The 26,629-nt window shown below is 33.0% G+C and carries 21 protein-coding genes and 1 pseudogene; 1 reads left to right on the forward strand and 21 read right to left on the reverse strand.

Annotation, left to right across the window (positions count from 1 at the left end):
- Window positions 1–5 precede the first annotated feature (5 nt).
- From hisC to QLS31_RS03960, 16 genes and pseudogenes are all read right to left on the reverse strand, one after another.
- Window positions 6–1,055 carry a histidinol-phosphate transaminase gene (gene hisC, locus QLS31_RS03885; protein ID WP_282742731.1) on the reverse strand — a complete coding sequence of 350 codons (1,050 nt, stop codon included), beginning with the start codon at window positions 1,053–1,055 and terminating at the stop codon, window positions 6–8.
- Window positions 1,045–2,337, reverse strand: a complete 1,293-nt coding sequence (hisD, locus tag QLS31_RS03890; protein ID WP_282742733.1) for a histidinol dehydrogenase — start codon at window positions 2,335–2,337, stop codon at window positions 1,045–1,047. The genes hisC and hisD overlap by 11 nt, the downstream gene beginning before the upstream one ends.
- Window positions 2,338–2,425: 88 nt before the next feature.
- Window positions 2,426–3,283: an ATP phosphoribosyltransferase gene (gene hisG / locus QLS31_RS03895; protein WP_282718345.1), complete on the reverse strand. Its 858-nt coding sequence runs from the start codon at window positions 3,281–3,283 to the stop codon at window positions 2,426–2,428.
- 281 nt (window positions 3,284–3,564) lie between these two features.
- Window positions 3,565–4,077, reverse strand: a complete 513-nt coding sequence (locus QLS31_RS03900; RefSeq protein ID WP_282742735.1) for a hypothetical protein — start codon at window positions 4,075–4,077, stop codon at window positions 3,565–3,567.
- A 56-nt stretch (window positions 4,078–4,133) separates the two neighbouring features.
- A complete protein-coding gene (locus QLS31_RS03905; RefSeq protein ID WP_282742736.1) occupies window positions 4,134–5,252 on the reverse strand; it encodes a VIT1/CCC1 transporter family protein in 1,119 nt (372 codons plus the stop codon).
- A gap of 113 nt (window positions 5,253–5,365) precedes the next feature.
- Window positions 5,366–6,094, reverse strand: a complete 729-nt coding sequence (locus QLS31_RS03910) for a superoxide dismutase (RefSeq protein ID WP_282742738.1) — start codon at window positions 6,092–6,094, stop codon at window positions 5,366–5,368.
- A gap of 18 nt (window positions 6,095–6,112) precedes the next feature.
- On the reverse strand, window positions 6,113–7,249 hold the full coding sequence (locus tag QLS31_RS03915; protein ID WP_282742740.1) for an efflux RND transporter periplasmic adaptor subunit: 1,137 nt from the start codon (window positions 7,247–7,249) through the stop codon (window positions 6,113–6,115).
- On the reverse strand, window positions 7,250–11,593 hold the full coding sequence (locus QLS31_RS03920) for a CusA/CzcA family heavy metal efflux RND transporter (RefSeq protein WP_282742742.1): 4,344 nt from the start codon (window positions 11,591–11,593) through the stop codon (window positions 7,250–7,252).
- Window positions 11,594–11,691: 98 nt separating this feature from the next.
- Window positions 11,692–12,081, reverse strand: a complete 390-nt coding sequence (locus tag QLS31_RS03925) for a hypothetical protein (protein WP_282742744.1) — start codon at window positions 12,079–12,081, stop codon at window positions 11,692–11,694.
- A 202-nt stretch (window positions 12,082–12,283) separates the two neighbouring features.
- A complete protein-coding gene (locus QLS31_RS03930; protein ID WP_282742746.1) occupies window positions 12,284–13,678 on the reverse strand; it encodes a HAMP domain-containing sensor histidine kinase in 1,395 nt (464 codons plus the stop codon).
- 6 nt (window positions 13,679–13,684) lie between these two features.
- On the reverse strand, window positions 13,685–14,347 hold the full coding sequence (locus QLS31_RS03935; RefSeq protein ID WP_121342059.1) for a response regulator transcription factor: 663 nt from the start codon (window positions 14,345–14,347) through the stop codon (window positions 13,685–13,687).
- Window positions 14,348–14,367: 20 nt separating this feature from the next.
- A pseudogene (locus QLS31_RS03940) lies at window positions 14,368–15,789 on the reverse strand (DUF3570 domain-containing protein).
- A gap of 44 nt (window positions 15,790–15,833) precedes the next feature.
- Complete coding sequence (locus QLS31_RS03945) at window positions 15,834–16,046, reverse strand: DUF4266 domain-containing protein (protein ID WP_099715498.1); 213 nt, start codon at window positions 16,044–16,046, stop codon at window positions 15,834–15,836.
- Window positions 16,047–16,061: 15 nt separating this feature from the next.
- Window positions 16,062–17,048, reverse strand: a complete 987-nt coding sequence (locus QLS31_RS03950; protein ID WP_282742748.1) for an FAD:protein FMN transferase — start codon at window positions 17,046–17,048, stop codon at window positions 16,062–16,064.
- Window positions 17,045–17,479 carry a thioredoxin family protein gene (locus QLS31_RS03955; RefSeq protein ID WP_282742751.1) on the reverse strand — a complete coding sequence of 145 codons (435 nt, stop codon included), beginning with the start codon at window positions 17,477–17,479 and terminating at the stop codon, window positions 17,045–17,047. The genes QLS31_RS03950 and QLS31_RS03955 overlap by 4 nt, the downstream gene beginning before the upstream one ends.
- Before the next feature lie 129 nt (window positions 17,480–17,608).
- Complete coding sequence (locus QLS31_RS03960) at window positions 17,609–18,052, reverse strand: Rieske (2Fe-2S) protein (protein ID WP_282742753.1); 444 nt, start codon at window positions 18,050–18,052, stop codon at window positions 17,609–17,611.
- A gap of 247 nt (window positions 18,053–18,299) precedes the next feature.
- Here QLS31_RS03960 and QLS31_RS03965 point away from each other — a divergent pair, with 247 nt between their 5' ends.
- The gene (locus QLS31_RS03965) at window positions 18,300–20,399 is read left to right on the forward strand and encodes an alkaline phosphatase family protein (protein ID WP_282742754.1); all 2,100 of its coding nucleotides are present in this window, start codon (window positions 18,300–18,302) and stop codon (window positions 20,397–20,399) included.
- A 57-nt stretch (window positions 20,400–20,456) separates the two neighbouring features.
- Here the strand turns inward: QLS31_RS03965 and QLS31_RS03970 are convergent, their stop codons facing one another.
- The 5 genes from QLS31_RS03970 to fabG all read right to left on the reverse strand — a co-directional run bounded on the left by QLS31_RS03970 (window position 20,457) and on the right by fabG (window position 26,498).
- Window positions 20,457–21,455 (reverse strand): zinc dependent phospholipase C family protein, encoded by a 999-nt coding sequence (locus QLS31_RS03970; RefSeq protein WP_282742756.1) that lies wholly within the window; start codon window positions 21,453–21,455, stop codon window positions 20,457–20,459.
- Window positions 21,456–21,690: 235 nt separating this feature from the next.
- Window positions 21,691–22,668, reverse strand: a complete 978-nt coding sequence (locus QLS31_RS03975) for a putative sulfate exporter family transporter (RefSeq protein ID WP_282742758.1) — start codon at window positions 22,666–22,668, stop codon at window positions 21,691–21,693.
- Between the two features lie 75 nt (window positions 22,669–22,743).
- Window positions 22,744–23,640: a LysR family transcriptional regulator gene (locus tag QLS31_RS03980; protein WP_282742759.1), complete on the reverse strand. Its 897-nt coding sequence runs from the start codon at window positions 23,638–23,640 to the stop codon at window positions 22,744–22,746.
- 19 nt (window positions 23,641–23,659) lie between these two features.
- Window positions 23,660–25,687, reverse strand: coding sequence for a hypothetical protein (locus tag QLS31_RS03985; protein WP_282742761.1), 2,028 nt, complete (start codon window positions 25,685–25,687; stop codon window positions 23,660–23,662).
- 64 nt (window positions 25,688–25,751) lie between these two features.
- Window positions 25,752–26,498 (reverse strand): 3-oxoacyl-[acyl-carrier-protein] reductase, encoded by a 747-nt coding sequence (gene fabG, locus QLS31_RS03990; protein WP_282742764.1) that lies wholly within the window; start codon window positions 26,496–26,498, stop codon window positions 25,752–25,754.
- Window positions 26,499–26,629: the final 131 nt, after the last annotated feature.

A 26,629-nucleotide genomic window follows, 5' to 3' on the forward strand; every position in this document is an offset into this window, starting at 1 on the left:
AAGGTTTAAAGTTGTTTTAACACCTCAATTAATTTCATATTTTCTTGTTCTGTTCCAACGGTCAGACGCAAACAATTATCGCATAACGGTTGGGTTGTTCTGTTTCTAATTACAATTCCTTTTGCAATCAATTCATTGTATCTTTTATTGGCGTCATCCACTTTTACTAAAATAAAATTAGCTTCCGTAGGATATATTTTTTCGACAAAATTTACATTAAGTAAAACTTTAAGTAACTCCTCTCTTTGTCTTATTATAGATTCAATTTCCGATTTTATTTTATCTTTATCATCTAATCGTTCCAAAGCTCTTTTTTGAGTCAGCTCATTCACATTATACGGTGGCTTTATTTTATTTAAAACCGAAATTACTTCCGTAGATGCATAACAAATACCCAAACGTATTCCAGCCAAACCATACGCTTTTGATAGCGTTTGAGTAATGACCAAATTTGGATATTCATCTAATTCGTTAATCCAACTTTCCTTTTTAGAAAAGTCAATATAAGCTTCATCAATCACAACCAAACCATTAAAATTTTGCAAAAGTGATACTACACTTTCATCCGAAAATGAATTTCCGGTTGGATTATTTGGAGAGCACAAAAAGATGATTTTAGTATTCTCATTAACCGCTTCCATGATTTTCTCAATTTGTGGTTGAAAATCTTCTGAAAGTAAAATTTCTTTATTTTCTACTGCATTGATATTAGCCAAAACGCCATACATTCCGTATGTAGGTGGCAAAGTGATTACATTGTCCGTTTTTGGTTCACAAAAAGCTCTGAATAATAAATCCAACACTTCATCACTTCCGTTACCCAATAAAATTTGATTCGTTTTGACATTTTTTTGTTTTGCCAAAATCCCTTTTACACTCATTTGTTGTGGATCTGGGTACCTGTTCACCCCATTTTCAAATGGATTTTCATTGGCATCCAGAAAAATCATATCTGCGGTATCAAAATCCTCAAATTCATCACGTGCCGAAGAATAGGGTTTTAATTGCTTAACGTTTGCTCTAACTATAGTATTTATATCGAAATTATTTTCCATCTTCAATTGCTTTTAATCGTAATGTAACTGCATTTTTGTGTGCTTGTAAACCTTCGGCTTCTGACATTATTTCAATAGCTTTACCGATATTTTGTATTCCTTTTTGAGAAATTTTTTGAAAAGTCATTGTTTTGGTGAAACTGTCTAAATTTACTCCGCTATAATTTTTAGCATATCCGTTAGTAGGCAAAGTGTGATTGGTTCCTGAAGCATAATCTCCAGCACTTTCAGGTGTATAATTCCCTATAAAAACAGACCCTGCATTTTGAACACCATTGCTGTAAAAATCATCAAATTCAGAACAAATAATAAAGTGTTCCGGTCCGTATTCATTGATTAATTCCAGGGCAATTTTATCATTTTCAACAAAAATTAATTTTGAATTTGCAATCGCTTTTTCGGCAATTGCTTTTCTTGGCAACGCTTCCATTTGGATTTGAATTTCGGCCTCTACAACATCCATTAGCTTTCTGGAAGTAGAAACTAAAATTACCTGACTGTCCGCTCCATGTTCTGCTTGTGACAATAAATCAGAAGCCACAAAAGCGGGAACTGCACTGTCATCTGCAACAATCAATAATTCTGATGGGCCAGCTGGCATATCGATTGCTACGCCATATTGAGTTGCCAATTGTTTAGCGACAGTCACAAATTGATTACCAGGACCAAATATTTTATAGACTTTAGGAATTGTTTCCGTTCCAAAAGTCATTCCTGCAATAGCTTGAATTCCGCCTACTTTTAATATTTTAGTCACACCACATAAGTTTGCGGCATACAAAATAGCTGGATTTATAGTTCCGTTTTTATCTGGAGGAGAACATAAAACAATTTCGTTACAACCTGCAATTTCTGCGGGAACTGCTAGCATTAAAACTGTTGAAAATAAAGGTGCAGTTCCCCCTGGAATATACAATCCTATCTTTTGGATCGGTCTTTTTTCCTGCCAGCAGTTAACTCCTTCGATTGTTTCTACAGCAACTCTATCTGTTTTTTGAGCAGTATGAAATTTTTTAATATTTGATTTTGCAAGTAAAATAGCTTCTTTTAACTCGGTAGAAATTGATGCAATTGCTTGATTAATTTCAGCTTTAGTAACTTCAATTACATCTATTTTAGCTCCATCAAAAAGCGACGTATATTTTGCTATGGCAGCATCGCCTTTTTTTTGTACTTCTTTAAAAATTTCTTTCACAGTCGCTTCAATATCATCGACAGTTTTTGTAGGTCTTTCTAAAATAGAAGTCCAGGTTTCTGGTTTTGGATTGTATATTTTATTCATTTTTAATTTAATTGAAAGATTAAATGATTCAAAAATTTAAAGATTGAGGCTTTTTAAACCTCTTATTTCTAACTTATCAAATCTGATTTTATAAAACCATTTTCTCAATTGGGCAAACCAAAATCCCTTCGGCTCCGGCTTCCTTTAATTGATCAATAACATCCCAGAAAGTATCTTTATCGATTACGGAGTGTACGCTACTCCATCCTTCTTGCGCTAATGGCAAAACGGTTAAACTTCTTAATACAGGAAGAATTTTCCCAACAGCTTCTATTTTGTCATTTGGAACATTCATCAAGATATATTTTGATTTTCGTGCTCTTAAAACCGATTCAATTCTGAATTTTAAGGTATCTATTATTTTTTGAGATTCAGGACTTACTTTTGGCGAAACGGCTAAAACTGCTTCACTTTTAAAAATAACTTCTACTTCTTTTAGATTATTTTTAAACAAAGTACTCCCGCTAGAAACAATATCAACAATAGCATCGGCTAGACCAATGTTTGGAGCTATTTCAACCGAACCTGAAATCTGGTGAATATCAACTGTAACCCCTTTAGAATTAAAAAAATCAAGAACTGTTTTAGGGTAAGAAGTCGCAATGCGCATACCATCTAAATCTTGAACTGATTTGTAATTAAATGCTTTTGGTACAGCTACGGAGACTTTACATTTTGAAAAACCTAATTTTTGAATTACTTCAATGTTGTTTCCTTTTTCAACTAATAAATTATCGCCAACAATAGCAATATCTACAACACCATCTATTAGATATTGAGGTATATCTGAATTTCTTAAATATAAAACCTCTAAAGGGAAATTGGATGCTTCCGCTTTCAATTGGTCGATACCATTATCGATTGAAATACCTGCATCTTTAAGAATTTGAATGCTGTCTTCGTTTAAACGTCCTGATTTTTGAATTGCAATTTTTAATGTACTCATTTTTTGTCTTTTTTGTTTTTGTTTAAATTTTTTTGATTGAGTACAAATTTTGGGTAATAAAAAAACCCGTTTGATGTACTCAAACGGGTTTTTAGAATATGATGATTTACACACATACCATTAACACATCGCTTGAGAGCAATAATGAAAATGATGATGATGCAATTGATTTGTAAACATTTTTGTGTTTGTTTTATTTTAAAATTCTTTTGCAAATATAAGAGATAAAATATTTAAAAAGCAATTTTTATTTTAACTTAAAGATATGAAATTGTTACAAATTACTTTTTATCTATCATTTTATTCGATTCATTTTCAACAGAATTTGTATCGCTTGTAACTGTAGTACCGTTGTCTTCCCTGATTTCAGTATGACGAATTTCACCACCGGAAGTCCCAACATTTATTGATATAATTCCAGCAATTAAAGCTAAAACAAGCGTAATAAATGAAAATATTTTAGCTAGTCGGAACTTTTTTATGGCAGCTACTAATGAAACCAATGCAAAAATTCCGGTTGCATAAAGTACTAATGCAAATTTTTCTGCCAATTCTTCATGTTCATGGATAATTGCTTTTCCAATGTTTGGAAAATCTTCAACCATCTCCTCCGCTCCTTCACCAGTTCCCATACTGAGCGCTCCAAAAATTGCTGCAATTATAAATATTATATAAGCAGTATTTTTAACGGAACCGTTATTTAAAAATATCCCTGCAATTAAAATTCCAATTCCAAAAATGGTTCCGATGATAGGAAAATGGTTTACAACCATATGTAAATGAGCATCATTCATAATTTTTTTATTTAAAGTTTATTGTTTTAAAGCTGAATTATTTGAACAAATTATTTTTATCCCGCTAGTGAAACTCCAATTAAAGAGCCAATGCCATAAGTCACTGCAGCGGCTGCCAATCCAAAAGAAACTTGTCTAAATCCAGAAAACAGAACGCTTTTCCCTGTCAATAAAGTAATTGCGGCACCTATTCCAAAAAGCCCGACAACACTGCTTCCTACACTCAATAGAATAGCATTTTTCCCATCTAAAAACATAAAAGGATATAACGGAATAATGGCTCCAATAGCAAAAAGTACAAACGAAGCTGTTGCTGCTTCCCAGGCAGACCCGCCTAATTCTTCTTTATCAATTCCTAGTTCTTCTGTGATAATAGCATCAATCGCTGTTTGTGGATTTTCAAAAGCTTTATCCGCCAGTTTTTGTGATTCGACAGCATTCATTCCTTTGGCCTGATACAATAAAACTAATTCTTTTTTCTCTTCTTCGGGAGAAGCTTCCAATTCTTCGGTTTCCAAATCAATTTGGCGCTGGTTTAATTCTCTGGAACTTTGTACCGAAAGCCATTCACCCAAAGCCATTGAAATTGCTCCTGCCAAAAGTCCCGCAATACCAGTTAATAATATCGTATCATTAGAAACAGCCGCACCAGCAACTCCCATGACCAAACTCATATTAGAAACCAATCCATCATTAGATCCTAAAACGGCGGCACGCAATGCATTTCCGCCTACTGATTTATGCCTGCTTTCAAATTTAGACAATAAGCCACCGGAAACATTCAAGGCAGCATTATTATTTACTGCTTCAATAATATTAAGATGATTGTGCTCAAAACCTGTTGGTTTCTCTCCGCTTTTAAGTTTATTTTTAATTGAATTTACTGCAAATTGTTTTTCAATATTGGAAAGGCTGCTAATTATAGAACTGTAACCAAAGATTTTACCCAACTTCAATTGAAATTTTGCTCTGGAGGAAGGTGAAGGCATCTTGTAATTTGGTTCAAAAGTCAACACTTTATCAAACATGTGTTTCGCATGTCCTTTTTCAATTTCACCCAAACTCAATAATACTCTTTTAAGATTATCCTTAGATTGAATGGCAGCAATACTATCATACAAAAAAGCCGTATCAACCTCTGTTTGCAACTGATCTTTTAGTTTATTCAAGTCCATTATTTATCTAATTTACGATATCAAAAGTCCCTTTTACAAGAATTTCTGAAGAATCATTTATTATTTCAACTAAAGTAGCATTTTTCATTTGATGTTAATGCTTATCCAATTTATTATCGGGTCAGCTTTAAGGCATCGTTCAATCGCATCGCCACGTTATCCCAATTGATGATATTGAAAAGTGCATCTACAAAATCAGTTCGCTTATTTTTGTATTTTAAATAATAGGCATGTTCCCAAACATCAATAACTAATATTGGAATTGCACCCCATTGCGTTAGTTTTTCATGGTTTTCACATTGTAGAACTACAAGACTGTCACTATAAGGTTGATATGCCAAAATTCCCCAACCGTTACCATCAACATTTTTTGCGGTAGCTGCAATTAAAACTTTCAATCTGTCGAAACTACCAAAGCTTTTCTCAATTCGTTTTAGCAAATTTCCTTGAGGGATGTTGCTTTTATTTGTAAGATTTGTCCAAAATATGGAATGCAATATGTGTGATGAAAAGTGATACGATAGCTTTTTTGTCCATAAATCAATGGTTTCTAAACTATTTTCATCCAATGCTTTTTTTATCATCTGCAAATCCTTATTTGCTCCTTTTACCGCGCCACCGTGATGAAAAGTATAATGTAGGTTTAAGGTTTCAGCATCCATGTAGGGTTCTAAAAAACTTTCGCTGTAGGGCAATGTTTGTTGAATATAATTACCATTTGCATCTACTAATTTATCAATAGAATTGTCTGATAAATTTTTAGTAAACGCGTTTGTAGTTGGAAGCACTAATGCTGCTGCGCCAAACAATGTACTTGATTTTAAAAACTCTTTTCTGTCCATACTGTAAATTTACGGTTTTTATTCTTCCATATTCTTCATTTTCATTAAAAGCGAATAAGCCCCTTTTATCACAATAGTAGCCTCATTCAAATCTTCTGAAATAATTTCAGTAAATTCATTTTCTGTATTTCCTGTTGTTACTTCTTCCATTTCAAATTGCTTGTTTTCCTTTTCTATGAAGATATAATTCTTGTTTTCATAGTTCACAATAGCTTCTGATGGCAACACATTTGATTGTTGACTTTTTAATTCTATTTCAGCATTCATATACATCCCTGGCAAAAGTGATTTGTCATAGCTTGTAAAGTGACAATGCATTTCTGTACTTCTGTTTTCGGAAAAGTCTTTACCAATTAAAATGATTTTACAAGGATATTTTTTTTCTGGATCAGTATTATTATAAGCTATAACTGACTGGCCAATTGCCATTTTGTTAATGTCTTTTTCGAATACGGTTAGTGCCAAATGAATATCAGAAGGATTTACAATCTCGAATAAAATATCGCTTGGATTTACATATTTTCCAGTATTTACATTTACTTTAGACACATATCCGCTTATTGGCGAATAAATATTGATGCTTTTTGAAATGTTTTTTGCCGATACATTATTTGGATTTATTCCTGCGAATTTTAATTTCTCCCCATACGATTGTACCATTACCGATAGTGAGTTGTATTCTGATTGTGCTTGTTGGTACACTTTATCGCTGCTGGCTTTACTTCGATTAAGTTCTTTTTGTCTTTCGAATTCGGCTTTTGCATACCCAATTTTTGCTTTTGCCAAAAGGTAATCTTCCTGTAATTGAATGTATTGTTGGTCTTCTACTACGCATAAAACTTGTCCTTTGGTCACATACATTCCCTCTAAAAGTTTGGTGTATTTTAAATATCCTCCCATTGGAACACTTATGGATACTAAATTTTGAGGTGGCACATCTATTTTTCCATTTAACTTTAATAATGATGAAATCTCTTTTTGCTCGATTTTTCCGGTTTCAATACCTGCATTTTTTATTTGTGCATCGGTAAGTGTTGTTGTGTTTTCAATAGCTGGAGTAGCTTCTCCCGAAGCTTCGGGATCGTTTTCTGTTTTTTTATTACCACACGAGTACAGAAAAAATAACCCTATTAAAGTAATGACTGTATTTTTCATTTATTTTGATATTAAATTTCCTAGTTTAAGAATTGTTTCATTGAATTTTCTAACTGTTTCAATGTAGTTACTTTGAATTTCTGTATTTTGATTGATCAACATTACCCACTCCAAATAATTGATGTCACCATTGATGAATTTATCATTAGCGGCTTTAGTTATCAAATCTACATTCTTTAAAGCCTGATTTTCGAAATAAGTAATAGTTTCTTGGTGTTTTTTCGATTCTTGAATTAATTCCTGATACTGACTTTGCAGTTTTAATTTTTCGTTAGTCAAATTATTTTCTGCAATTTGACTGTTGATTTCTAATGCTTTTTGTCTGTTTTTTATGTTTGAATTGAAAAGCGGCAGTGCCACTCCAAATTGTCCATAAATGCCATTATAGCCGTCTTGAAACGCAGTATTTGTTTTGAACGTCTGGTAATAAACACCGCCTATTAATTCGGGTAATTTTTTAGATTTTTCAAGTGAAATTTGCGCTTTGTTGCTATTTACTTCTTGCTCAAATAATTTTATACTGGGTTGATTGCTTATAACACTTTTATCTAAATTTTCAGCAAAATCCAATTTGTATTTATCTGAAACCGGGATAAAGTCTTTATCTGTATTAAGAATGTACTTGAATTGCAATTGTGTCATTTTATAATCACTTTGTAATTCCAAAAGTTGAATTTTTATTTGCCCTGATTGATTTTCGGCAGTTGCTTTTTCTAATATATTGCTTTCTCCTTTGTCAAAACGAAGTGTTGATTTTCTTAAAAATTCAGAATAGATACTATCACTTTTTAGCAATAATTTTTCCTTTTCTTTGAGATAAACCATTTCATAAAATACTGTTGTCACTTGTCTTGTCAATTCCTTTCTTTGTAAGACTTCGTTCCATTCGCCAGTTTTGGCTTCTTCAATTAGCAGTTGTCTCTGCCTTTTGTAAACTATCGGAAATTTAATAGTTTGTGAAACGCCAATTTTTATATCATTAGCATTGCTGTTAAACTGACCATATTCCCCAATAATTCCCGTGTTGGAAATATCGTAGCCCGTCTTGGTCATCTTTTGTAAATATTCAGAATTTAGTTTTCCGTTTTTTATTTTTATATTATTCTCCAATGCGGTTTCAATAGCTTTTTCAAGTGAAATTTTTTCTTGTGCACTTGCATTTTGAAAAGAAAAAAATAACCCCAATACCATGATTGTTGTAATTGATTGCATTTTTTTTGATTTTAATTTAGCTCCTTTTTCGAACATAATGTATAAAATTGGTAAAACAAATAAGGTCAATAAAGTAGCAATCAATAGTCCGCCAATAACAACCGTTGCCAATGGTTTTTGTACCTCGGCACCTGAACCGTTGCTTAATGCCATGGGCAAAAAACCTAATGAGGCTACAAATGCAGTCATTAAAACAGGACGTAAACGTATTTTAGTTCCTTGCAAAATAATCGCTTTCAAATCGGTTTCACCTGATTTCCGAATACTGTTAAATTCTGCAATTAATACCAATCCATTCAGAACCGCTACACCAAATAAGGCTATAAAGCCAACTCCGGCACTTATACTAAAAGGCATTCCTCGCAACGCTAAAAAGAAAATACCTCCAATTGCAGAAAGTGGAATCGCGGAATAAATCAATAGTCCTTGTTTCATTGAATTGAATGCAAAATAAAGCAAAATAAATATTAATAATAATGAAACCGGAACAGCTATCATTAAACGATTTTTTGCTTCATTTAGGTTTTCAAATGCACCGCCATAAGTAGGATAGTAACCCGCGGGAAATTTTATTTGGGCTTCGACTTTTCCTTGCAACTCTTTTACTATACTTTGCACATCGCGGCCTCGAATATTAAAACCGACCACAATTCTACGTTTAGCGTCTTCTCTTTGTATCTGATTTGGTCCTTCGGTAATTTCAACTTTTGCTAATTGGGATAACGGAATTTGAAAACCATTTGGTGTTGGAATTAATAAATTTTGAACATCTGCCAAATCCTGACGTTTTTCGCCTTCCAGACGAACTACTAAATCAAATCTTTTTTCGCCTTCGTAAATAACTCCGGTGCTTTGTCCTGCAAATGCAGTGTTTACTATTCGATTAATATCTTCAATGTTCAACCCATATTGGGCTATTGTTGCCCGATTGTAGTCAATTACTACTTGGGGCATTCCAGTAACGGTTTCTATATAAAGATCAGAAGTACCCTCGACCGTATTCACAATTTTGCCCAGTTTATTAGCGTATAAAGCCAGGGTATCTAAGTTTTCTCCAAATATTTTACAAACCACGTCTTGTCTTGCGCCCGTCATTAATTCATTAAAACGCATTTGTACCGGATATTGAAAACCATAAGAAACACCTGGAACAGCTTCTAATTCTTTTGCCATTTTTTCTGATAATTCGTCAAAAGTTTCGGCAGAAGTCCATTCGCTTTTGTCCTTTAAAATAATCATCATGTCACTGGCATCAATAGGCATTGGATCGGTTGGCACTTCGCTGCTTCCAGTTTTACCAACAATTTTCTCTACTTCAGGGAATTTTTCTATTAGTATTTTTGCGCCCTGTGAAATGGCTGTCATCGAAGTTTGCAAATTACTTCCCGGTAAAACCCTTGTTTCTACAGCGAAATCTCCTTCTTCTAATGAGGGCATAAATTCACCGCCCATAAACGAAAGTGTAATTAACGCCAAAAGAAATAATCCAAAAGTTGCAGCAATAATTGTTCGAGGAATTCCTAATGCTTTGTTCAGAAGAGGTTGATAGAAATTTTCTAATTTTTCCATCATTCTATCTGAGAAGTTTTTTTTGTGGGATATGTTTTTATTCAAAAACAAAGCAGTCATCATGGGAACATAAGTCAGCGACAATATAAAAGCACCAAACAGAGCAAACGCAATTGTTTGTGCCATTGGTAAAAACATTTTTCCTTCAATACCTCGCAAAGTAAAAATTGGAATGTATACTATCAATATAATCAGTTCTCCAAAAACGGATACATTACGCATTTTTATAGACGTTTTCAATACGGTGTTATCCATTTCTTGCTGTGAGATTTGAGAAGTTTTCCTGCTGTGTAAGCTAAACAAACATGCTTCAACAATAATAACGGCACCATCTACAATCAATCCAAAATCTAATGCTCCTAAACTCATTAAATTACCGCTCACACCAAAAATATTCATCAGTATGACTGCAATTAACATCGCTAAAGGAATAACTGAGGCAACGATTAATCCTGCTCTTATATTTCCTAAAAAGAAAATTAAAACAAAAAGGACTATCAATGCTCCTTCTAATAAATTAGTTTCTACCGTTGAAATGGAATTATTTACCATTTTTGTTCGGTCTAGAAAGGGTTCTACAATAACGCCTTCGGGTAAGGTTTTTTGTATTTGCTCGATACGTTCTTTAATTTTTTTAATAACCACATTACTGTTAGCACCCTTTAACATCATCACTACTGCACCTGAAACTTCGCCAGATGGCACTCCTTTTTTATTAAAAGTCATAGCACCATATCGGATAGCACTACCAATACGAACATCGGCTACATCACGGATAAATAAGGGACTACCGCTACTGGTGTTTTTAATTGAAATGTCTTTTATATTTTCGATGGTATTAATCAATCCTTCACTTCGGATGTATAAAACCTTCGGACCTTTTTCGATATAAGCACCACCAGTATTTTGATTGTTTTTTTCTAAAGCAGAAAAAACATCAGCAATCGTAATATTATACGATTGTAATTTATTGGGGTCAATGGCAATTTCAAATTGTTTTAATTTCCCACCGAAACTACTCACTTCTGCTACACCTTCCACGCTTAATAATTGACGGCGAACAATCCAATCCTGAATGGTTCTCAACTCGGTTACATCGTATTTTTTTTCATAACCAGGTTTTGTTCGAACCGCATATTGGTAAATTTCACCCAGCCCAGTAGTTACTGGTGCCAGAAATGGATTGCCTATTCCTTTTGGAATCTGGTCTTTTACCGCACTTAATCGTTCTGTTACTTGTTGTCTAGCCCAATACACATCAGTTGCATCATCAAAAACAATGGTTACCACTGATAAACCGAAACGAGAAAAACTACGAATTTCTTTCAGTCCAGGAATATTGCTATTGGCCTGTTCTATTGGAAATGTAATTAGTCGTTCAATATCAGTTGCGCCCAATGATGGTGCTGATGTGATTATTTGAACTTGATTATCCGTAATATCGGGAACCGCATCGATAGGTAATTTGGTAAATTGATAACTTCCATATCCTATCAGGGCAATAATAAAAAGACCAATGATGAGTTTATTTTTTATTGAAAACTCAATTATTTTATTCAACATAATTTATAATTATTAATTATTTTTCTAAGAATATGCTGTAATACAAATGCTCATCAATGTATAGACGATGATGAATTGTAAAAAAGCATTAAAAATAATTAACAATTTTTTGGAGGTCTCCAGATAGATAGTAGAACTCTTGAAGAAAAATGATTTTGTGAAAAAGCAATTTTTTGTGGTTCTTTAAAATAATAGTTAGGAATAAATTTGAATAATTTTATTTCTACGTTTATTGCTAAATTTTGATTAAATGAAAAGTCAGAATGATTATGGAGAGGTAAATCTCCATGATCATCGTGTTTCTCATCATGATGCTTGTTTAAATAATGATCCGCCAAGAAATGGACCATAGTAACGGCTCTATGATTATGATTGTGTTCAATGAAATGTGAAACCAAAATAGGTAGGCGCAAACTATCCTCAACAACAAAAGGAATCGTTAGTTGCAGGCAAATGATTAAAGTTATTATGCTTTTTAGAAATTTCACAAAACAAATTTAAGTACTTTTTTAGATTTTATTTTAAATGATATGATATACTTAAGCATTGACACATTACGTTTCTTGTTTTAAAGAAAATTAAATAACCTGGTGACTTTTGTAAAATATTAAATTCATAACTTCATGATTATGTATAATCAATTAAATAAAGCATAAATGTAGAACATAAATTTAAGGATTTACTTAAGAATTACTTAAGGTCTGCTTCAAATAAACTTAATACCACTCGTGTTCCTATGTTTTCTTCACTGGTAATTGCAATATCAATAGTAAGCAACGAACAGAGTCTTTTTACAATAGACAAGCCCAATCCAGTTCCTTTTATTTCAGGGTGTGCATTCGATTGTGAGCGATAAAATTGATTGAAAATATTCTCTAAATCATCAGCAGGTATTCCTATCCCAGAATCAATGATATGACATTCAATTCTAGACGCTACACTTTTTATATGCACCGTTAACTTCCCGTTTTGATTTGAATATTTCAACGCATTAGAAATTAAATTATTGACAATAATTAAAAATAGATAACTATCTGTTTCTATGTAATAATCTCTGGAAAAATTTGTAGTGATAGTAATGTTTTTAGACTGTATTGCAGTAGAGTTTCTGGCAATAGTATCTAAAAATATAGCGTTCAAATAGACTTTTTCTATTTTTAAACTTTGTTTTTGATTTTCAAATCGGGCCAATAAAAGCAACTGATCAACCAAATGATTTAAACGATCGACTTCGGTTACACAAAAATTAATTTTTTCTTCATATTCAGCAGGATTTCGAGGTTTTAGAATCAAAACTTCCAATGTCCCTTTGATAACCGTTAAAGGCGTTCTTAATTCATGCGATGCATCCGAGGTGAATTGTTTTTCTCTTTCGATAGCGGTTTCAATTCTATCTAATAAATTATTTATGGTTTGAGACAGAATATACAATTCGTAACGGTTTTGTGGTAATGGAATTCTGGATGTCAGATTGTCTTTAGTAATAATATTAGAAGTAGTGATTATGGAACTAATAGGTTTTATGCTCCTTCCGGCAATAAATCGTGCTATAAAGAAAAGTACCATTAGAATTAAAGGATAAACAATTAGCAAGACCTCAAATAAATTATTAAGTACCATTGTGGCATCTTCTAAGGACATTGCAATTATGATGTACCCAATAATTTTTGTTTTTTGATAAATGGGAACCTGAATTTGTCGAATAGAATTATCGGCTAATTTTGTATCAAAGAGCTTGTTCTCCGCATTATTTTCATTAAAGATAAGAGACGATTTTTTGAGATTAGGCGATTTTTCAATCACATTTCTATTTTGATCCACAAACTGAATAAATACAGGATTTACATCCAGAGTATTGTGTTCTCGTTCTTTCCATTCTTCTTTATGAATTAAATGAAAAGTGTTGCCTACAATTTCAATTTCGGATAGATGTTTATCAACTTCACTGGTAATATCATTATTCACATGACTGTAAACACTGAATTTAACAATAGAATAGATGATAAAGAAAACTACAAAAATCAATAAAGCTGTAGTCACTATATAATGGGAGGCAATTCTATTTTTAAAGGAAAGTTGTTGCATTTTTATTTAGTCATTAGCGATATAACCCACACCGCGAACTGTTTTTATGTAGTCTTGTTCAATTTTTAAATTTAATTTTTTACGAATCGCATTCATAAAAACATCAATCACACCCGTATCATATTCAAAATGAATGTCCCAAACATCCTCGATAATTTGGGTTCTGGTGCATACTTTGCCTTTATTTTTGACCAAATACGTCAATAAATCAAATTCACGTTGAGTCAAATTCACTTCAGTATCACTCACTAAAACACGATGTTTGGCAATATCAATTTCTATCGTTCCAAGTTTTAGAATTTGATTTTCATTTTGGTTTCTAAAATGAATTTTGATGCGTTCCAGTAATTCATCAAAACTAAATGGTTTTTTGATATAATCATTGGCACCCGCTTTCAAACCTTCAATTGTTTCTTGCACAGTATCTTTGGCCGTCAAAAATAAGATTGGCGTATGACTGTTTTTCAACCGAATGGATTTACAAAGTTCCAGTCCTGTCATTTTTGGCAACATCCAATCTAATAAAATCAGATCAAAATTGTTTTTTTGAGTCAGTTCAAACCCTTTTAAACCATCCGAAGCACTGGTGATTGTATATCCTTCTTCTTCTAATCCTTGTTGAAGAAATTGAACAATTCCCGCTTCATCTTCCACGATTAATATGTGCATGATTATATAAATTTAGGCTATTATTGCATTACAAATTTAAAGGCAATTGTACCAATATTAGCATTTAAATTGTCACTTCTTTCATAATGATTGAATCTAAAATCAATATTTTTCAAACCAAATTTCCAAATTTTTGCATCTGTGAAAATATCCGTATAATTGATTCCAAAACCGTATTGATTCGCATCAAATGTAGCTAAATCTGCATCAGAGGTATAATATCTTTCTGTTGATAAATGGGTTTCATAAGGCGCATAATATTTTGAAGCCGTTTGGGTATAGTAACGATACATTGGAAAAACGGTAAACCTATCAGATAATTTTATAGGAAGCTCAATCGTTGCGGTATGCGATTGAATATCCCAATTATCGGAATAAAAACGATAATAGGTTCGCAATATAAATCGCTCGTTGATGTAATAATTCAAACGTGCTCCAACAGGGATTTTAAATCGGGAATCCGGTAATCTTTCGATATCATCAGCCAGTTTATAAACTCCAGTATTCGTTGAACTTTCGTAAGTATTAATGTATTGTGCCTGACCGATGTAATAATTAGCTTTATCAGCAAAATAAATTCGGTGATACGGTGAAGACAATAATCCTTGTTGCTGTAAAATATCGAAGAAGATTGAAAACTGTAGTTTTTTGGTTAAAACCTGAGAGAAACCAACAGAAGCCGAATAAGAGTTTCTATTTACGCCACTTACCGTTTAAAATGCTGAAGGCAAATAATTTGTTGTAGCTTGACCATTTTGATCCAAAACCGATACGCCATTAAAATAGCCTTGATTTAAAAAATTAGCACCATATTTTGAATATTCGTGGAGTTCCGTTGGATAAATAGGTCTCCATTGATCCAGATATACATTGGCTTTCAAACTCAATTCAGTGTTTTTTTCATTAAAAAGAGTCGCAATTCCTCCTCCAAAACCAACCGAAGTATAATCATACTCATTTGAAAACGAAACATCAGTATTCCAAATAAAATTACTGGAATCGCTGCTATGACTATAATTAGCAACAATTGACACTAATTGATCACTTTTGGAAGCACCTGATGAAGCTTGCCAAGGAGTTCCACTAGGCGTTGGAGCCGCTATCCTATCATCATCGCCGCCAGACGCTCCAGTGGCATTGAATGGATTTATATTACTCGACGAAGCCGATGAATAGGCAGATATTCCCAAATCAATGGTTAAAACATCATCATCATTTAATGGCATCGCCACCACAATATTCGAAGCAACATCCGTTAATTTTTCAGAACCTAAACCTCCTGAAACAGCTGATTTTGAACCGTCCTGATTGTAATAACTGGCTAAAAAATCGACTTCAGTACTTTCTAAAACTCGTTTTTTAAATGCTGGCGCAGTAGTTTTGTCTTGCGAAAAGGCAATGCTGCTGATTAATACTAAAAGAAATAAAAATTTTATTTTCATTGTATAGAAATTACTATTTACTATCTAAATTGTTGTTTTGTAAATTAGTTGCAACCACAACCACCACCTGATTTACCTCCATTGGCCCCAGCAGCTGCCTCACGATACACTTGAAAAGAAGTTTCATATCGCTCTGCAGTTCTTGCGGTTAGTTTCATGTCAGGATCATTTATTTTTTCTTTTTCATATTCTTTTACTGAACTACAGGATTGTAAAATCAGCATTACAAAAAACAAAACCGTTATTGTCTTTATCATTTTGAATGTCTTTTATTAATTATATTTTTTGATATCAATTCCTTTTGACGAATGGATTTTACCTTTGTCATCAACAATAATACATTCAATCCCTTTAAGCTGATTGACTAAATCCAACCCTACTTCTACCCCGAGAACAAAAATTCCCGTTGCCAAAGCATCAGCTATTTCCGTTTGCTTTGCAAAAACAGATACACTCACCACGCCAGTTGCCGGATAACCCGTTCTGGGATCTATAATATGCGAGTAGCGAATTCCATTAAAAATAACATACTTTTCATAACTTCCCGAAGTTTCTACAGCGCTGTCTTCTAATGGAAATGTAGCAAAAACTTTATTTTTATTCAAAGGATTTACAATTCCCACATTCCAAAATTTCCCATCGGGTTGTTTTCCCCAAGCATTAATATCTCCGGAAACATTTACAATTCCTGAAATACAGCCTTTTGAAACCAATAAATCTTTCACTTTATCAGCAATATAACCTTGACCAATTCCGCCCAAACCTAATTTCATTCCTTCTAATTTCAGGAAAATGGTTTGTTCTTTCTTGTTTATAATAATATTTCTGTATCCAATTTTTACAACTGATTTTTTTATGGCTTCTTCTGTTGGCATTACTTTCATCGAACCGTCAAATTTCCATATTTTGTCCATGGAAGCATACGAAATATCAAATGCGCCATCGGTAATTTGGGAAATTTTAATGGCTCTTTCGACCAATTCCAAAACTTCAGTATCCACTTTTACAGGTTTAATTCCTGCATTACGGTTGATTTCTGAAATTTGTGTAGTCGGAATCCAATCAGAAATTAAATTCTCTATGCGTTTTACTTCGGCTACAGCCAAATCTATATATTCATTGGATTTTATAGTATCATTTGCAACAGCTGTAATCTCAAACGGGCTTCCTAACATCGACAACTTTCTTTTATGGGCGACTTGACCAACGGAAATGAAAGTTGTCAATACTAAACATAGGGAAATTATGCTCTTCATCATTTTTCAAAGGAATGGATTAATTTGATATAATCAGCTGGAGAAAGGTTTTTGAAACCTGTAATGCCTAACACATTCCCAGTTTTGTCCAAAAGTAACACTAATGGAAAATTTCCTGATTTATTGTATTTTTCTGCTAATTTTTTATTGCTCTCCTTTAACTCTGGTTCGAGTTGATTTGCTTTTTTCTTTGGAAAATCAGCTTTATAAATAACCCAATTTTGGTCGGCTTCCTTTTTAAATTCTTCCGATTTCCAAATGGCGTTTTCTAATTTAATGCATGGAGCACACCAATCTGATCCTGAAAATACAAGAAGGATGTTTTTATCTTCTGAAAGTGACTGCGCTTTTGCTTCTTCAAAATTGGATTTCCAGTTTTGAGAATATCCTAACGTTCCTATAAAAAGAAACAAGAACATGACCTGTTTTTTCATCTTTTAAATCTGTTTTTAATACTGTAAAAGTATTTATTTCTAGTGAAGTATAGTTTTCTGACAGTGAAAATTAAGATAGAATTAATTTAACGACTTTTTACAGATATACATGATTCTTTATTTATTGGACTAAACAATAACGGTCAAAGTTGTTCCAGATAATGTAGTCTGATATTGTTTTAAATTAGATGGCGCAGGTCCCGAAATTACGGTCCCAGTACTTGTAAACTGAGAATTATGCCTTGGACATACAAATACATTCCCTGACTTATCATAACCAAGCGTTACACCTTCGTGAGTACAGGAAGACGATACAGCCAAAAAAGTTCCCGTAGTGGTCCGTGCAATGATAATCCCTTTAGTGACCTGGAAACCTCCATTTGTGGCCAAAGGTCCTGTGCTGGTATCAACTGTAAAATTACTTGTGGCGGTTGGTGTTGGTGTTGATGAACCTGAACCACCAGTATTAGAATCATCTGAGCTACAACTAGTAGCTAAACCGGCTATACAAGCAGGTAATAAAACAGTTGCCGCTCCAAATCCTACTCTCGCAAAAAATTCTTTTCTAGTCATGATTATTTTATATTAGGTTGGTTAATATAATTACATACGCAAAAAAAATACTTATAGTTTTTTTAGAACTAACAAACAGAACTTGTATAAAGATGCAAAATATTTCAGGACTGTTTTAAAATTTCTACAGTAATCATAAAATCGATTAAATCTCCTTAATCTAAGATCGTGTTTTCATAAAATATTAAGCAATTCTTAAAAAATAGCACTAAAAATTATGTATACTTTTGTATATAAAAACAATACTATGAATTTTCTGAAAAAGTCATCCCCTTTTTATTATTTATTACTCTTTTACATTGCTGTAAGCTTTGTTTTAAGGGTTACACTATTTTTTCATCCCATAACGCAAACATCATTTACTTGGACTGATACGCTGTCTTTATTTGTTTTTGGGTTTGTATCTGACTTTTTTATTTTTGTTTTACTTAGTGGCTTTTTATGGTTATATCTCATTTTTATATCTAATTCAAAATACTTTAAACCATACGGTTACATCCTTTTTGGTTTATTACTATCCTTATTACTCTATGTTTCATTTGGCAAAACTATTCTTAATGAATATGGTGGTGCCTTACCTAAAATTGGCATTACTTTTATAGCAATCAAAACAGTTTTATTTGGATTATTACTTTTCCTTCCGAAATACCGAAGTCAAATCAGATTTTGGTTGTTCTCCTTTGTGATTTTTCTCTACGTGGTTTTAATTTTACAAAATGGAATCAGTGAGTACTTTTTTTGGAATGAATTTGGGGTAAAATACAATTTCATCGCAGTAAATTATTTGGTTTACACCAATGAAGTCATCGGTAATATTATGGAATCTTATCCTGTTATTCCATTGTTTTCAGTACTCTTTATAATTGCAGGATTAGTTACCTATTTCATAGTAAAAAAATCAAAAAATTACATTGAAAGCATTCCCGCTTTTGTAGAAAAAATCCAAATTTTAGGAATTTACCTGCTTCTTTTCGGGTTATCTTTGGTCGCAATTCCCGCGTTATCCACTAGAGAAAATTCTCAAAATATATTTGCCAATGAATTACAGGCCAATGGTCTGTATAAATTCTACATTGCCTTTATGAAAAGTGAATTGGATTATTTTAAATTCTATAAAACCGTTCCCAATAGCGAAGCTTTTGCTCAATTAAGGCAACAAATTCCTTCCATTTCAGGAGAAACTACTTTGAGAGAAATAAAGAATGAAGCTGCTGAAAACCACAAAAACGTGGTGCTAATAACTATCGAAAGTTACAGCGCAGAGTTTATGAAAATGTACGGAAGTGAAAAGAATATAACTCCGTTTTTAGATAGTTTGGCAACTAAAAGTTTAGTTTTTACAAACCTCTATGCTGTGGGAAACAGAACGGTTCGCGGTCTTGAAGCGGTTACTTTATCCTTTCCTCCTACCGCTGGCGAAAGTGTGGTGAAACGAGAAGACAATAAAAATAAATTTTCTACTGCAACTATATTTAAACAAAAAGGCTATACTGTAAAATTCATGTACGGTGGCGATTCCTTTTTTGATAATATGGGAGATTTCTTTTCAGGAAATGGATATGAAATTGTAGACAAAAAAACATTTGCACCAAACGAGATCACTTTTGCTAATATTTGGGGTGTTTGCGATGAAGATATGTACAACAAAGCAATCAAGGTAATGAACAAAGAAGCGACAGCAAATAAGCCGTTCTTCAATCACATTATGACCGTAAGCAATCACAGACCATTCACGTATCCAAATGGTAAAATTGATATTCCGGGTGATGCAAAATCTCGGGATGGCGGTGTCAAGTACACGGATTATGCAATGAAAAAATTCTTTGAAATGGCCAAGAAACAACCTTGGTTTAACGATACTGTTTTTGTCATTCTAGCCGATCATTGTGCTTCCAGTGCTGGAAAAACAGAACTTCCGGCAGATAAATATAGAATTCCTGCCCTAATCTATAGTCCCGATTTTGTTGAACCAAAAAAATATGCAAACCTGATGTCACAAATAGACATTATGCCAACTCTTTTTGGGTTGTTAAATTTTGATTACCAAAGTAAATTTTATGGTCAGGATGTTTTAAAACCAGAGTACAAACCCAGAGCGTTAATTGCAACCTATCAGGATTTAGGATTAATAAAAGACAATGTTTTAACGGTTATTTCTCCCAAACAAAAAGTAAAACAGTTTCAATTGACTTTGAAACCCAACCAAAAAGTAGCTCGTGATTTCCAAATTCATTACGATCAAATAGTGTTGAAAAAAGAAAGACCAGATTTAATAAACGAAACGATTTCATACTATCAAACAGCCTCGGATATGTTGAAGAAAAAGAAATATCAAAAAATTAACTGACATAAAAAAAACGGGTGAAATTAAAATCTCACCCGTTTTTTAATTGGAAATATAGGATTACTCTCTTTCGCTTGTCAAACCAAAAAGATTCCCTTTTTCAAAAATTTTTAAATCCTTTTTTAACGTTTTGCTGTTGCGTTTTGTAAGTTCGGCAGCATCAAGATTACTTAAATCCGGTTTTCCTGCATTTACCCAAGCCGTGTACCAAAAACTTGCTGTTGCAGTAATGGCTTTTTTCATTTGCTTTTCAACCATTCCATTCAAATCCGTATGTAATTTAGCTGCATATTCATCAGAATATAACATTCCACCGTATTTATTTTTGACTACATTTCCAGTAGCATCAGTTACATACATCTTGTTTTCTGCAGTTGCAATTCTTAGTTTTTTATCAGTAGCCAACAAAGGTTCCACTAAACTATGAGTGTCAAAAATGATATCCCAAGTTGCTTTATCTACATCCTCTAAATATTTTCCTTGTGCAACATTCAATTTATAATCTTTAGCAAACAATTCCGGCAAACGACTTTCCCACAACGAATGAATTCCTTTTTGGTTGGTATTTTGTCCATCGTGATTGTCAGAAGTATGCAATGGCATGTGTGCATCTGCAATATAATGTCCTAAATCGCCTGCAATGAATAATATTTCGTTTTTTCTTTTGTCCTTAAAAGCCTTAGTCAATTTGACCATCATATCCTGAATGTACCAAGGTAATATTCCGTTTTTAGTCAAAAACTTCTCATCGTATTTTAGCTTTGCTTCTTCCATTGTTTTAGGAAAAGTTTCTACATCACCAAAATTCTCCATGTCAAAATAATGACGAGGTGGCTCAGCTTTATCATTCAAAACATTTCTTCTTAAATCTGGAACAGTAGATTCTTGTGTAATGAAATCAATATGATTGTAAAAAAAAGTCTGCAATGGTTTTGGAAGTGCCATTACCGCTGCTCTATTGATTCGTTCATGTCCAATAACTCCCCATGATAAAAGAAAAAAAGCAACTCCAAGAGTAGATAACGCAATGAGTGTAGGTCTGATTTTAAAATTTTTCATTAATTTTATTTTTTTGAAATGTAAATGTATTTCTTTAAATCGTTATTAGAAAAAATTGGCTTTAAGATTCTGTTAATTAAAAAAGAAAACTTACAAATATGTTTTCGATAGTAAGGAAAAAGAGCCGTTTTCATGATTTACGTTTATCTACGCCATAGTTTTGTTACAGCAATTTTTAATGATACTTTCCGATTTGAATTTCATGTTATCAAACGAAAAACCTTTCATCATAAAACTATTTTAAATAAATAATCGAAATTAAAGTCGCGGTTGCAATGAAGCCCCAAAGTAAAATTCCTTGAGCCAGCGGTTTTAACCCCACTGATTTTAGAACAGTTCTATTTAATCCGGCTCCAATTAAAAACAAAGTAACCGTAAGACCTATTTTGGCAACTGAAACAAAATGCGGTCCTATGCTCTTCATTTGAGGCAGATACGTATTGGCAATCATAACCAAAATAAACAGTCCAATAAAATATGGGATTTTTATTTTCCCCGATTTATTTTTGAAAATAAATGCCGTAATCAATGCTACAGGAATTATCCACAAAGCTCGGGCTAATTTTACCGTAGTAGCTATTTGCAAGGCTTCCGGACCATATTTACTGGCAGCTCCTACCACTGAACTCGTATCATGAATAGCAATGGCACACCATAATCCAAATTCTTTTTGTGATAAATCCAACCAATCACCCACCGCTGGAAATAAAAACAGCGCCACCGAATTCAGAATGAATATCACTCCCAAGGCAACTGAGGTTTGTTTTTCATTTGATTTGATTACTGGGGCAATCGCGGCTATGGCGCTCCCTCCGCAAATTGCAGTTCCGCATGAAATTAAATGAGAGGTTTTCTTCTCCGTTTCCAACCATTTCCCTAAAAAAGTTCCTAAAACTAAAGTGCTCACAATAGAAATAATCGTAAATAAAAAGCCTTCTTTACCAGCAGAAACTGCACTGTGGACATTCATTCCAAATCCTAAACCAACTACCGAAAACTGCAACAGATAATTAGTGGCTTTATGATTCAATTCTAAAAAAGGATGTCCAAAAAGATTGGCTACAATCAATCCTAAGACTAAAGCAATTGGTGGAGAAACAAAAATGGTAGTGCAAAACAATAGCAATGCAAAGAAAATGAGTTGCTGCAATGTGGCATTTACTTTAAAAAAAATAAAAGACTCTTTTTGAATAAGTTTTTGATGCGTTTCCAATGTAAAGTTGTTGAATTATTACAGTACAAAGGTGGATAGATAAATCTATTTATACCAATCGCAAATTATAATCTCCTATAACTTTAAATTATAATGATTCGAAATGTTCTGGATAAACAAATCGGATAACGAATCCGTTTTTCCTTGTAACGTAATAACGTAAAAGAAACGTTCTATAATAAGATCTTTAATATCTAATATAGCCAATTCATTGTTTTGAAGTTCTTTTTCTATGGCATGAATCGATATAAAAGCCACACAATCAGAGTTCATCAAATAGGATTTTATGCTTTCGGTACTTCCTAATTGCATTTCGATTTTTAATTCTGATAATTTAATTTCAAATGGTTTTAACGCATGTTCAATAACTTCAAGTGTTCCTGAACCTTGTTCCCGCATCAAAAAATACATTTTTTTAAGATCTTCCTGAGTCACTTCATCACGACTTACTAACGGATTGGAACTCTTACAGACTAAAACCAATTCGTCTTTTAGAAACTCCGTATATTTAATAGACTTATTTTTTGATTGTCCTTCAACAATTCCTATTTCGATTTCCTGTTTTAATAAAGCATTTTCTATTTGTTCCGTATTTCCATTTAGTAAACTTACTTTTACATCTTGTAATTTTTGATGAAAACGAGCTAAAAGTGGCGGAATTATATACTGAGAAATGGTCGTACTGGCTCCCAATCGTAACAATCCGGAACGTTGATTTATCAGCGTACTCATATCAAAATCTATTTCACGGTATATTTCAAAAATGTTTTTGGTATGCTTCAGTAAGACTTCACCTGCAGCTGTCAGTGAAATTTTAGAACCGTTTCTGTCAAAAAGTTTAATTTTATATTGTTCCTCTAATTCCTGAATATGCTTTGAAATCGCAGGTTGCGTAATAAACAATTCAGTTGCAGCTTTTGTGAAACTCAACCGATTAGCAACGGTATAGAATACTTTTAGTCTAAAATCCATGATGTTTAATTGTATTTTATTACAGTAATCCGTTGTATTTTCGAACAAACCATTCGGTTGCCAACAAAATTGAAATCAAAACCAGTAACCAAATCCAATCAATCAAAGGTGTTTTGGTAACAATATTCTTTTGTATCGCCTTATATTCCTCATTTTCCAAAAGCGCTTTAATCAACACATCTACTTGGTCCGGAAAATACGCTTTCCCTTGTGTTTGCGTAGCTAATTGTGTCAATTTCTCCACATCTGGATTGACAAATTGCTTTTCGATATCAAAATCAAGAATTTCAAAACTACTGGAATACGTCGTTTTAGAATTCAATTCTTTTACCGTAAACGCGTAAGGTCCCGCTTTAAGCCCGTCAAGATTGACTTTATAGGAATTATTTCCTTTTAATAAATCGTAATTTTTTGTTTGTTTCGTTTTGGTATTCGTTACCGCAATTGTCAAACGTGCTTTTTCATCAAACTCATAATTCTTATTGAAATATTGCGCGGTTATTTCAATCGCTTCACCGGAATTATAGAAACTTTCATGTTCTACCACTAATGATTTTTTAGAATTATTAGAAGCCAAAAATTGAATAATCTTATCCATGAAAACATCATATTTTTCAAATGATTGATTGTTGACATGTGTTTGCAAACGCCATTTCCAGCTGTTTTCTCCCAAAAGATAAGCGGCTCGCCTGCCTTGATTTTCTGTGAAAGCCAGCAAAGGTGAATTGGTGTCTATTACTCTAATTTTTGATGAAAGCAAAACTGACACCGCACCTTTTGTAGTTACGGTTCCAAAAGCATTTTGCAAAGGCGGTAAATTTTCAAACCCAATATTATCAACCGCAAACAAATTAAACTGCGCATTAAAAACCGACAAATAATCTTCTTTTTGTCCGCTCATTTTAAAGTTCAAATTATCCTGTTGTTGATTCAGAAAATTAAAATCGGTGTTGTTACCAGTAATGATAAACGTATTGATTCCAGCACCTTTATTACTCTCAAAAATGTTTTTAAATTCGGCTGTTGGCTGGTATAAAATAAAAACATTAAAATCTTGTAACGTCTTAATATCATTAGGTTTAACGATAGTTACTTTACGTTGTACATTTGATTCAATGGCTCTTTTTAGTGCGCCTAAATCAGGATGAATTATAGCTGATACTATAGCAATATTTGTTTTTTGGTCTATAACTTCAACCGCAAAATTCTTAGTGTTATTGTACGTGTTTTTTTCTTTTTCTTTAGATGAAATAGTAGCTTTAAAAATCTGTAATCCTATTTTATCAGCTGGTAAAAGTACGCTTACAGTTGCCGTTTTTTTGGAAGGAGAAAAGGCAATCGATTGTTTGCTAAATACCGAATTTCCTTGTAAAATAATAAAATCGGCCGTTATGCTTTTAGTTCCTGAATACTGTAAAAAAGCTTCTACAGGAAATTTATTCTTATGAAAAGCATATTTATTAACATTCAGTTGATTGATTTTAAAATCTAAGAAAGTAGTTGTATCGCCTACAATTACAGGATATATTTTATTTGCAGTATCAAAACTAAATACATAATCATTTCCCGAAGTCTGGTTTCCATCCGTAATTAAAACTGTTGGATAGATTGCATTTTTATAAATGCTTTTTAGATTTTTGGTAACAACATCAATATTAGTTTGAGTTCCTTTAAAATCAAATGTTTCAGTCGGTTCAAAATCATCTGAAAACTGATACGATTGCACATCGAATTTCTCTTGTAAATCTGAGTTTGATTGTATTTTTTTATACAATTCCAATGCTTTTTCATTGGCATTCAAAAAAGAAATAGAACTCGAATTATCAACAATTATCGGCAAAGGGGTTTTTACCGTTTCCAGCGTATTTTTTGTTAGTATTGGATTAATCAATAATAATAAAATTCCAAAAATGGATGAAAAACGCAAAAAAGCCAAAAACCAACCGACTTTCGATTTGTTTTTGGCTTTGTAGATATATTGAAAAAATGACAAACCGCCAGCTATTAATAAAGAAAGTAGTAATAATAGTAAAGTGTTTGTTGTCATATTTTAGTAGTGTTCAGTCATCAGTATTCAGCAACTGAGCACTGATGACTGATCACTATTTTTTTTAGGTAAGCATTCCTCCACAAACATTCATAACCTGTCCAGTTACATACGCACTCATATCAGACGCGAAGAAAAGACATGCATTAGCAACGTCCTCAGTCGTTCCGCCACGTTTCAACGGGATTCCGTCTCTCCATCCTTTTACCACATCTTCGTTTAATTTTGCCGTCATTTCTGTTTCGATGAATCCAGGAGCAATTACATTACAACGAATATTACGTGATCCTAATTCCAACGCCACTGATTTAGAAAAACCAATAACTCCCGCTTTTGAAGCAGCATAATTAGTTTGTCCAGCATTTCCTTTCACACCTACAACTGAACTCATATTGATTATAGAACCAGAACGTTGTTTCAAGAAAGTACGTTGAATTGCTTTGGTCATATTAAAAACTGATTTCAAATTGACATCCATCACTTTGTCAAAATCTTCTTCGGACATACGCATCAAAAGGTTGTCTTTAGTAATCCCAGCGTTATTAATTAAAATATCAACCGTTCCAAATTCAGCCAAAACTGCATCTACAAAAGTTTGCGCTTCATTAAAATCGGCTGCGTTAGATTGATATCCTTTAGCTTTAATTCCTAAAGCGTTCAATTCTTTTTCAAGAGCCAAAGCTGATTCCACTGACGAACTGTATGTAAATGCAACATTTGCACCATGTTTTGCAAAAACTTCTGCAATTCCTTTTCCAATTCCGCGGCTTGCACCTGTAATTATGGCAACTTTTCCTTCTAGTAATTTCATATTCAAAAATTAGTTTAAATTTTATTTGAAGCTAATCCTGCTATCCGCTTCAATCTTTTATGAACACTAACGTTCACATAAAAGGATTTTCACTACTATCAGGGCTATCTTACACCCGTCAAATATATAAT

Origin of the sequence: Flavobacterium sp. XS2P24 (assembly GCF_030010285.1) — a bacterium.
Classification (GTDB): domain Bacteria; phylum Bacteroidota; class Bacteroidia; order Flavobacteriales; family Flavobacteriaceae; genus Flavobacterium; species Flavobacterium algoritolerans.

What these genes read in the sequence shown, in the direction of transcription:
- hisC (WP_282742731.1), bottom strand. Translation starts at nt 1,055, where the DNA reads ATGGAAAATAATTTCGATATAAATACTATAGTTAGAGCAAACGTTAAG.
- hisD (WP_282742733.1), bottom strand. Translation starts at nt 2,337, where the DNA reads ATGAATAAAATATACAATCCAAAACCAGAAACCTGGACTTCTATTTTA.
- hisG (WP_282718345.1), bottom strand. Translation starts at nt 3,283, where the DNA reads ATGAGTACATTAAAAATTGCAATTCAAAAATCAGGACGTTTAAACGAA.
- QLS31_RS03900 (WP_282742735.1), bottom strand. Translation starts at nt 4,077, where the DNA reads ATGAATGATGCTCATTTACATATGGTTGTAAACCATTTTCCTATCATC.
- QLS31_RS03905 (WP_282742736.1), bottom strand. Translation starts at nt 5,252, where the DNA reads ATGGACTTGAATAAACTAAAAGATCAGTTGCAAACAGAGGTTGATACG.
- QLS31_RS03910 (WP_282742738.1), bottom strand. Translation starts at nt 6,094, where the DNA reads ATGGACAGAAAAGAGTTTTTAAAATCAAGTACATTGTTTGGCGCAGCA.
- QLS31_RS03915 (WP_282742740.1), bottom strand. Translation starts at nt 7,249, where the DNA reads ATGAAAAATACAGTCATTACTTTAATAGGGTTATTTTTTCTGTACTCG.
- QLS31_RS03920 (WP_282742742.1), bottom strand. Translation starts at nt 11,593, where the DNA reads ATGTTGAATAAAATAATTGAGTTTTCAATAAAAAATAAACTCATCATT.
- QLS31_RS03930 (WP_282742746.1), bottom strand. Translation starts at nt 13,678, where the DNA reads ATGCAACAACTTTCCTTTAAAAATAGAATTGCCTCCCATTATATAGTG.
- QLS31_RS03935 (WP_121342059.1), bottom strand. Translation starts at nt 14,347, where the DNA reads ATGCACATATTAATCGTGGAAGATGAAGCGGGAATTGTTCAATTTCTT.
- QLS31_RS03945 (WP_099715498.1), bottom strand. Translation starts at nt 16,046, where the DNA reads ATGATAAAGACAATAACGGTTTTGTTTTTTGTAATGCTGATTTTACAA.
- QLS31_RS03950 (WP_282742748.1), bottom strand. Translation starts at nt 17,048, where the DNA reads ATGATGAAGAGCATAATTTCCCTATGTTTAGTATTGACAACTTTCATT.
- QLS31_RS03955 (WP_282742751.1), bottom strand. Translation starts at nt 17,479, where the DNA reads ATGAAAAAACAGGTCATGTTCTTGTTTCTTTTTATAGGAACGTTAGGA.
- QLS31_RS03960 (WP_282742753.1), bottom strand. Translation starts at nt 18,052, where the DNA reads ATGACTAGAAAAGAATTTTTTGCGAGAGTAGGATTTGGAGCGGCAACT.
- QLS31_RS03965 (WP_282742754.1), top strand. Translation starts at nt 18,300, where the DNA reads ATGAATTTTCTGAAAAAGTCATCCCCTTTTTATTATTTATTACTCTTT.
- QLS31_RS03970 (WP_282742756.1), bottom strand. Translation starts at nt 21,455, where the DNA reads ATGAAAAATTTTAAAATCAGACCTACACTCATTGCGTTATCTACTCTT.
- QLS31_RS03980 (WP_282742759.1), bottom strand. Translation starts at nt 23,640, where the DNA reads ATGGATTTTAGACTAAAAGTATTCTATACCGTTGCTAATCGGTTGAGT.
- QLS31_RS03985 (WP_282742761.1), bottom strand. Translation starts at nt 25,687, where the DNA reads ATGACAACAAACACTTTACTATTATTACTACTTTCTTTATTAATAGCT.
- fabG (WP_282742764.1), bottom strand. Translation starts at nt 26,498, where the DNA reads ATGAAATTACTAGAAGGAAAAGTTGCCATAATTACAGGTGCAAGCCGC.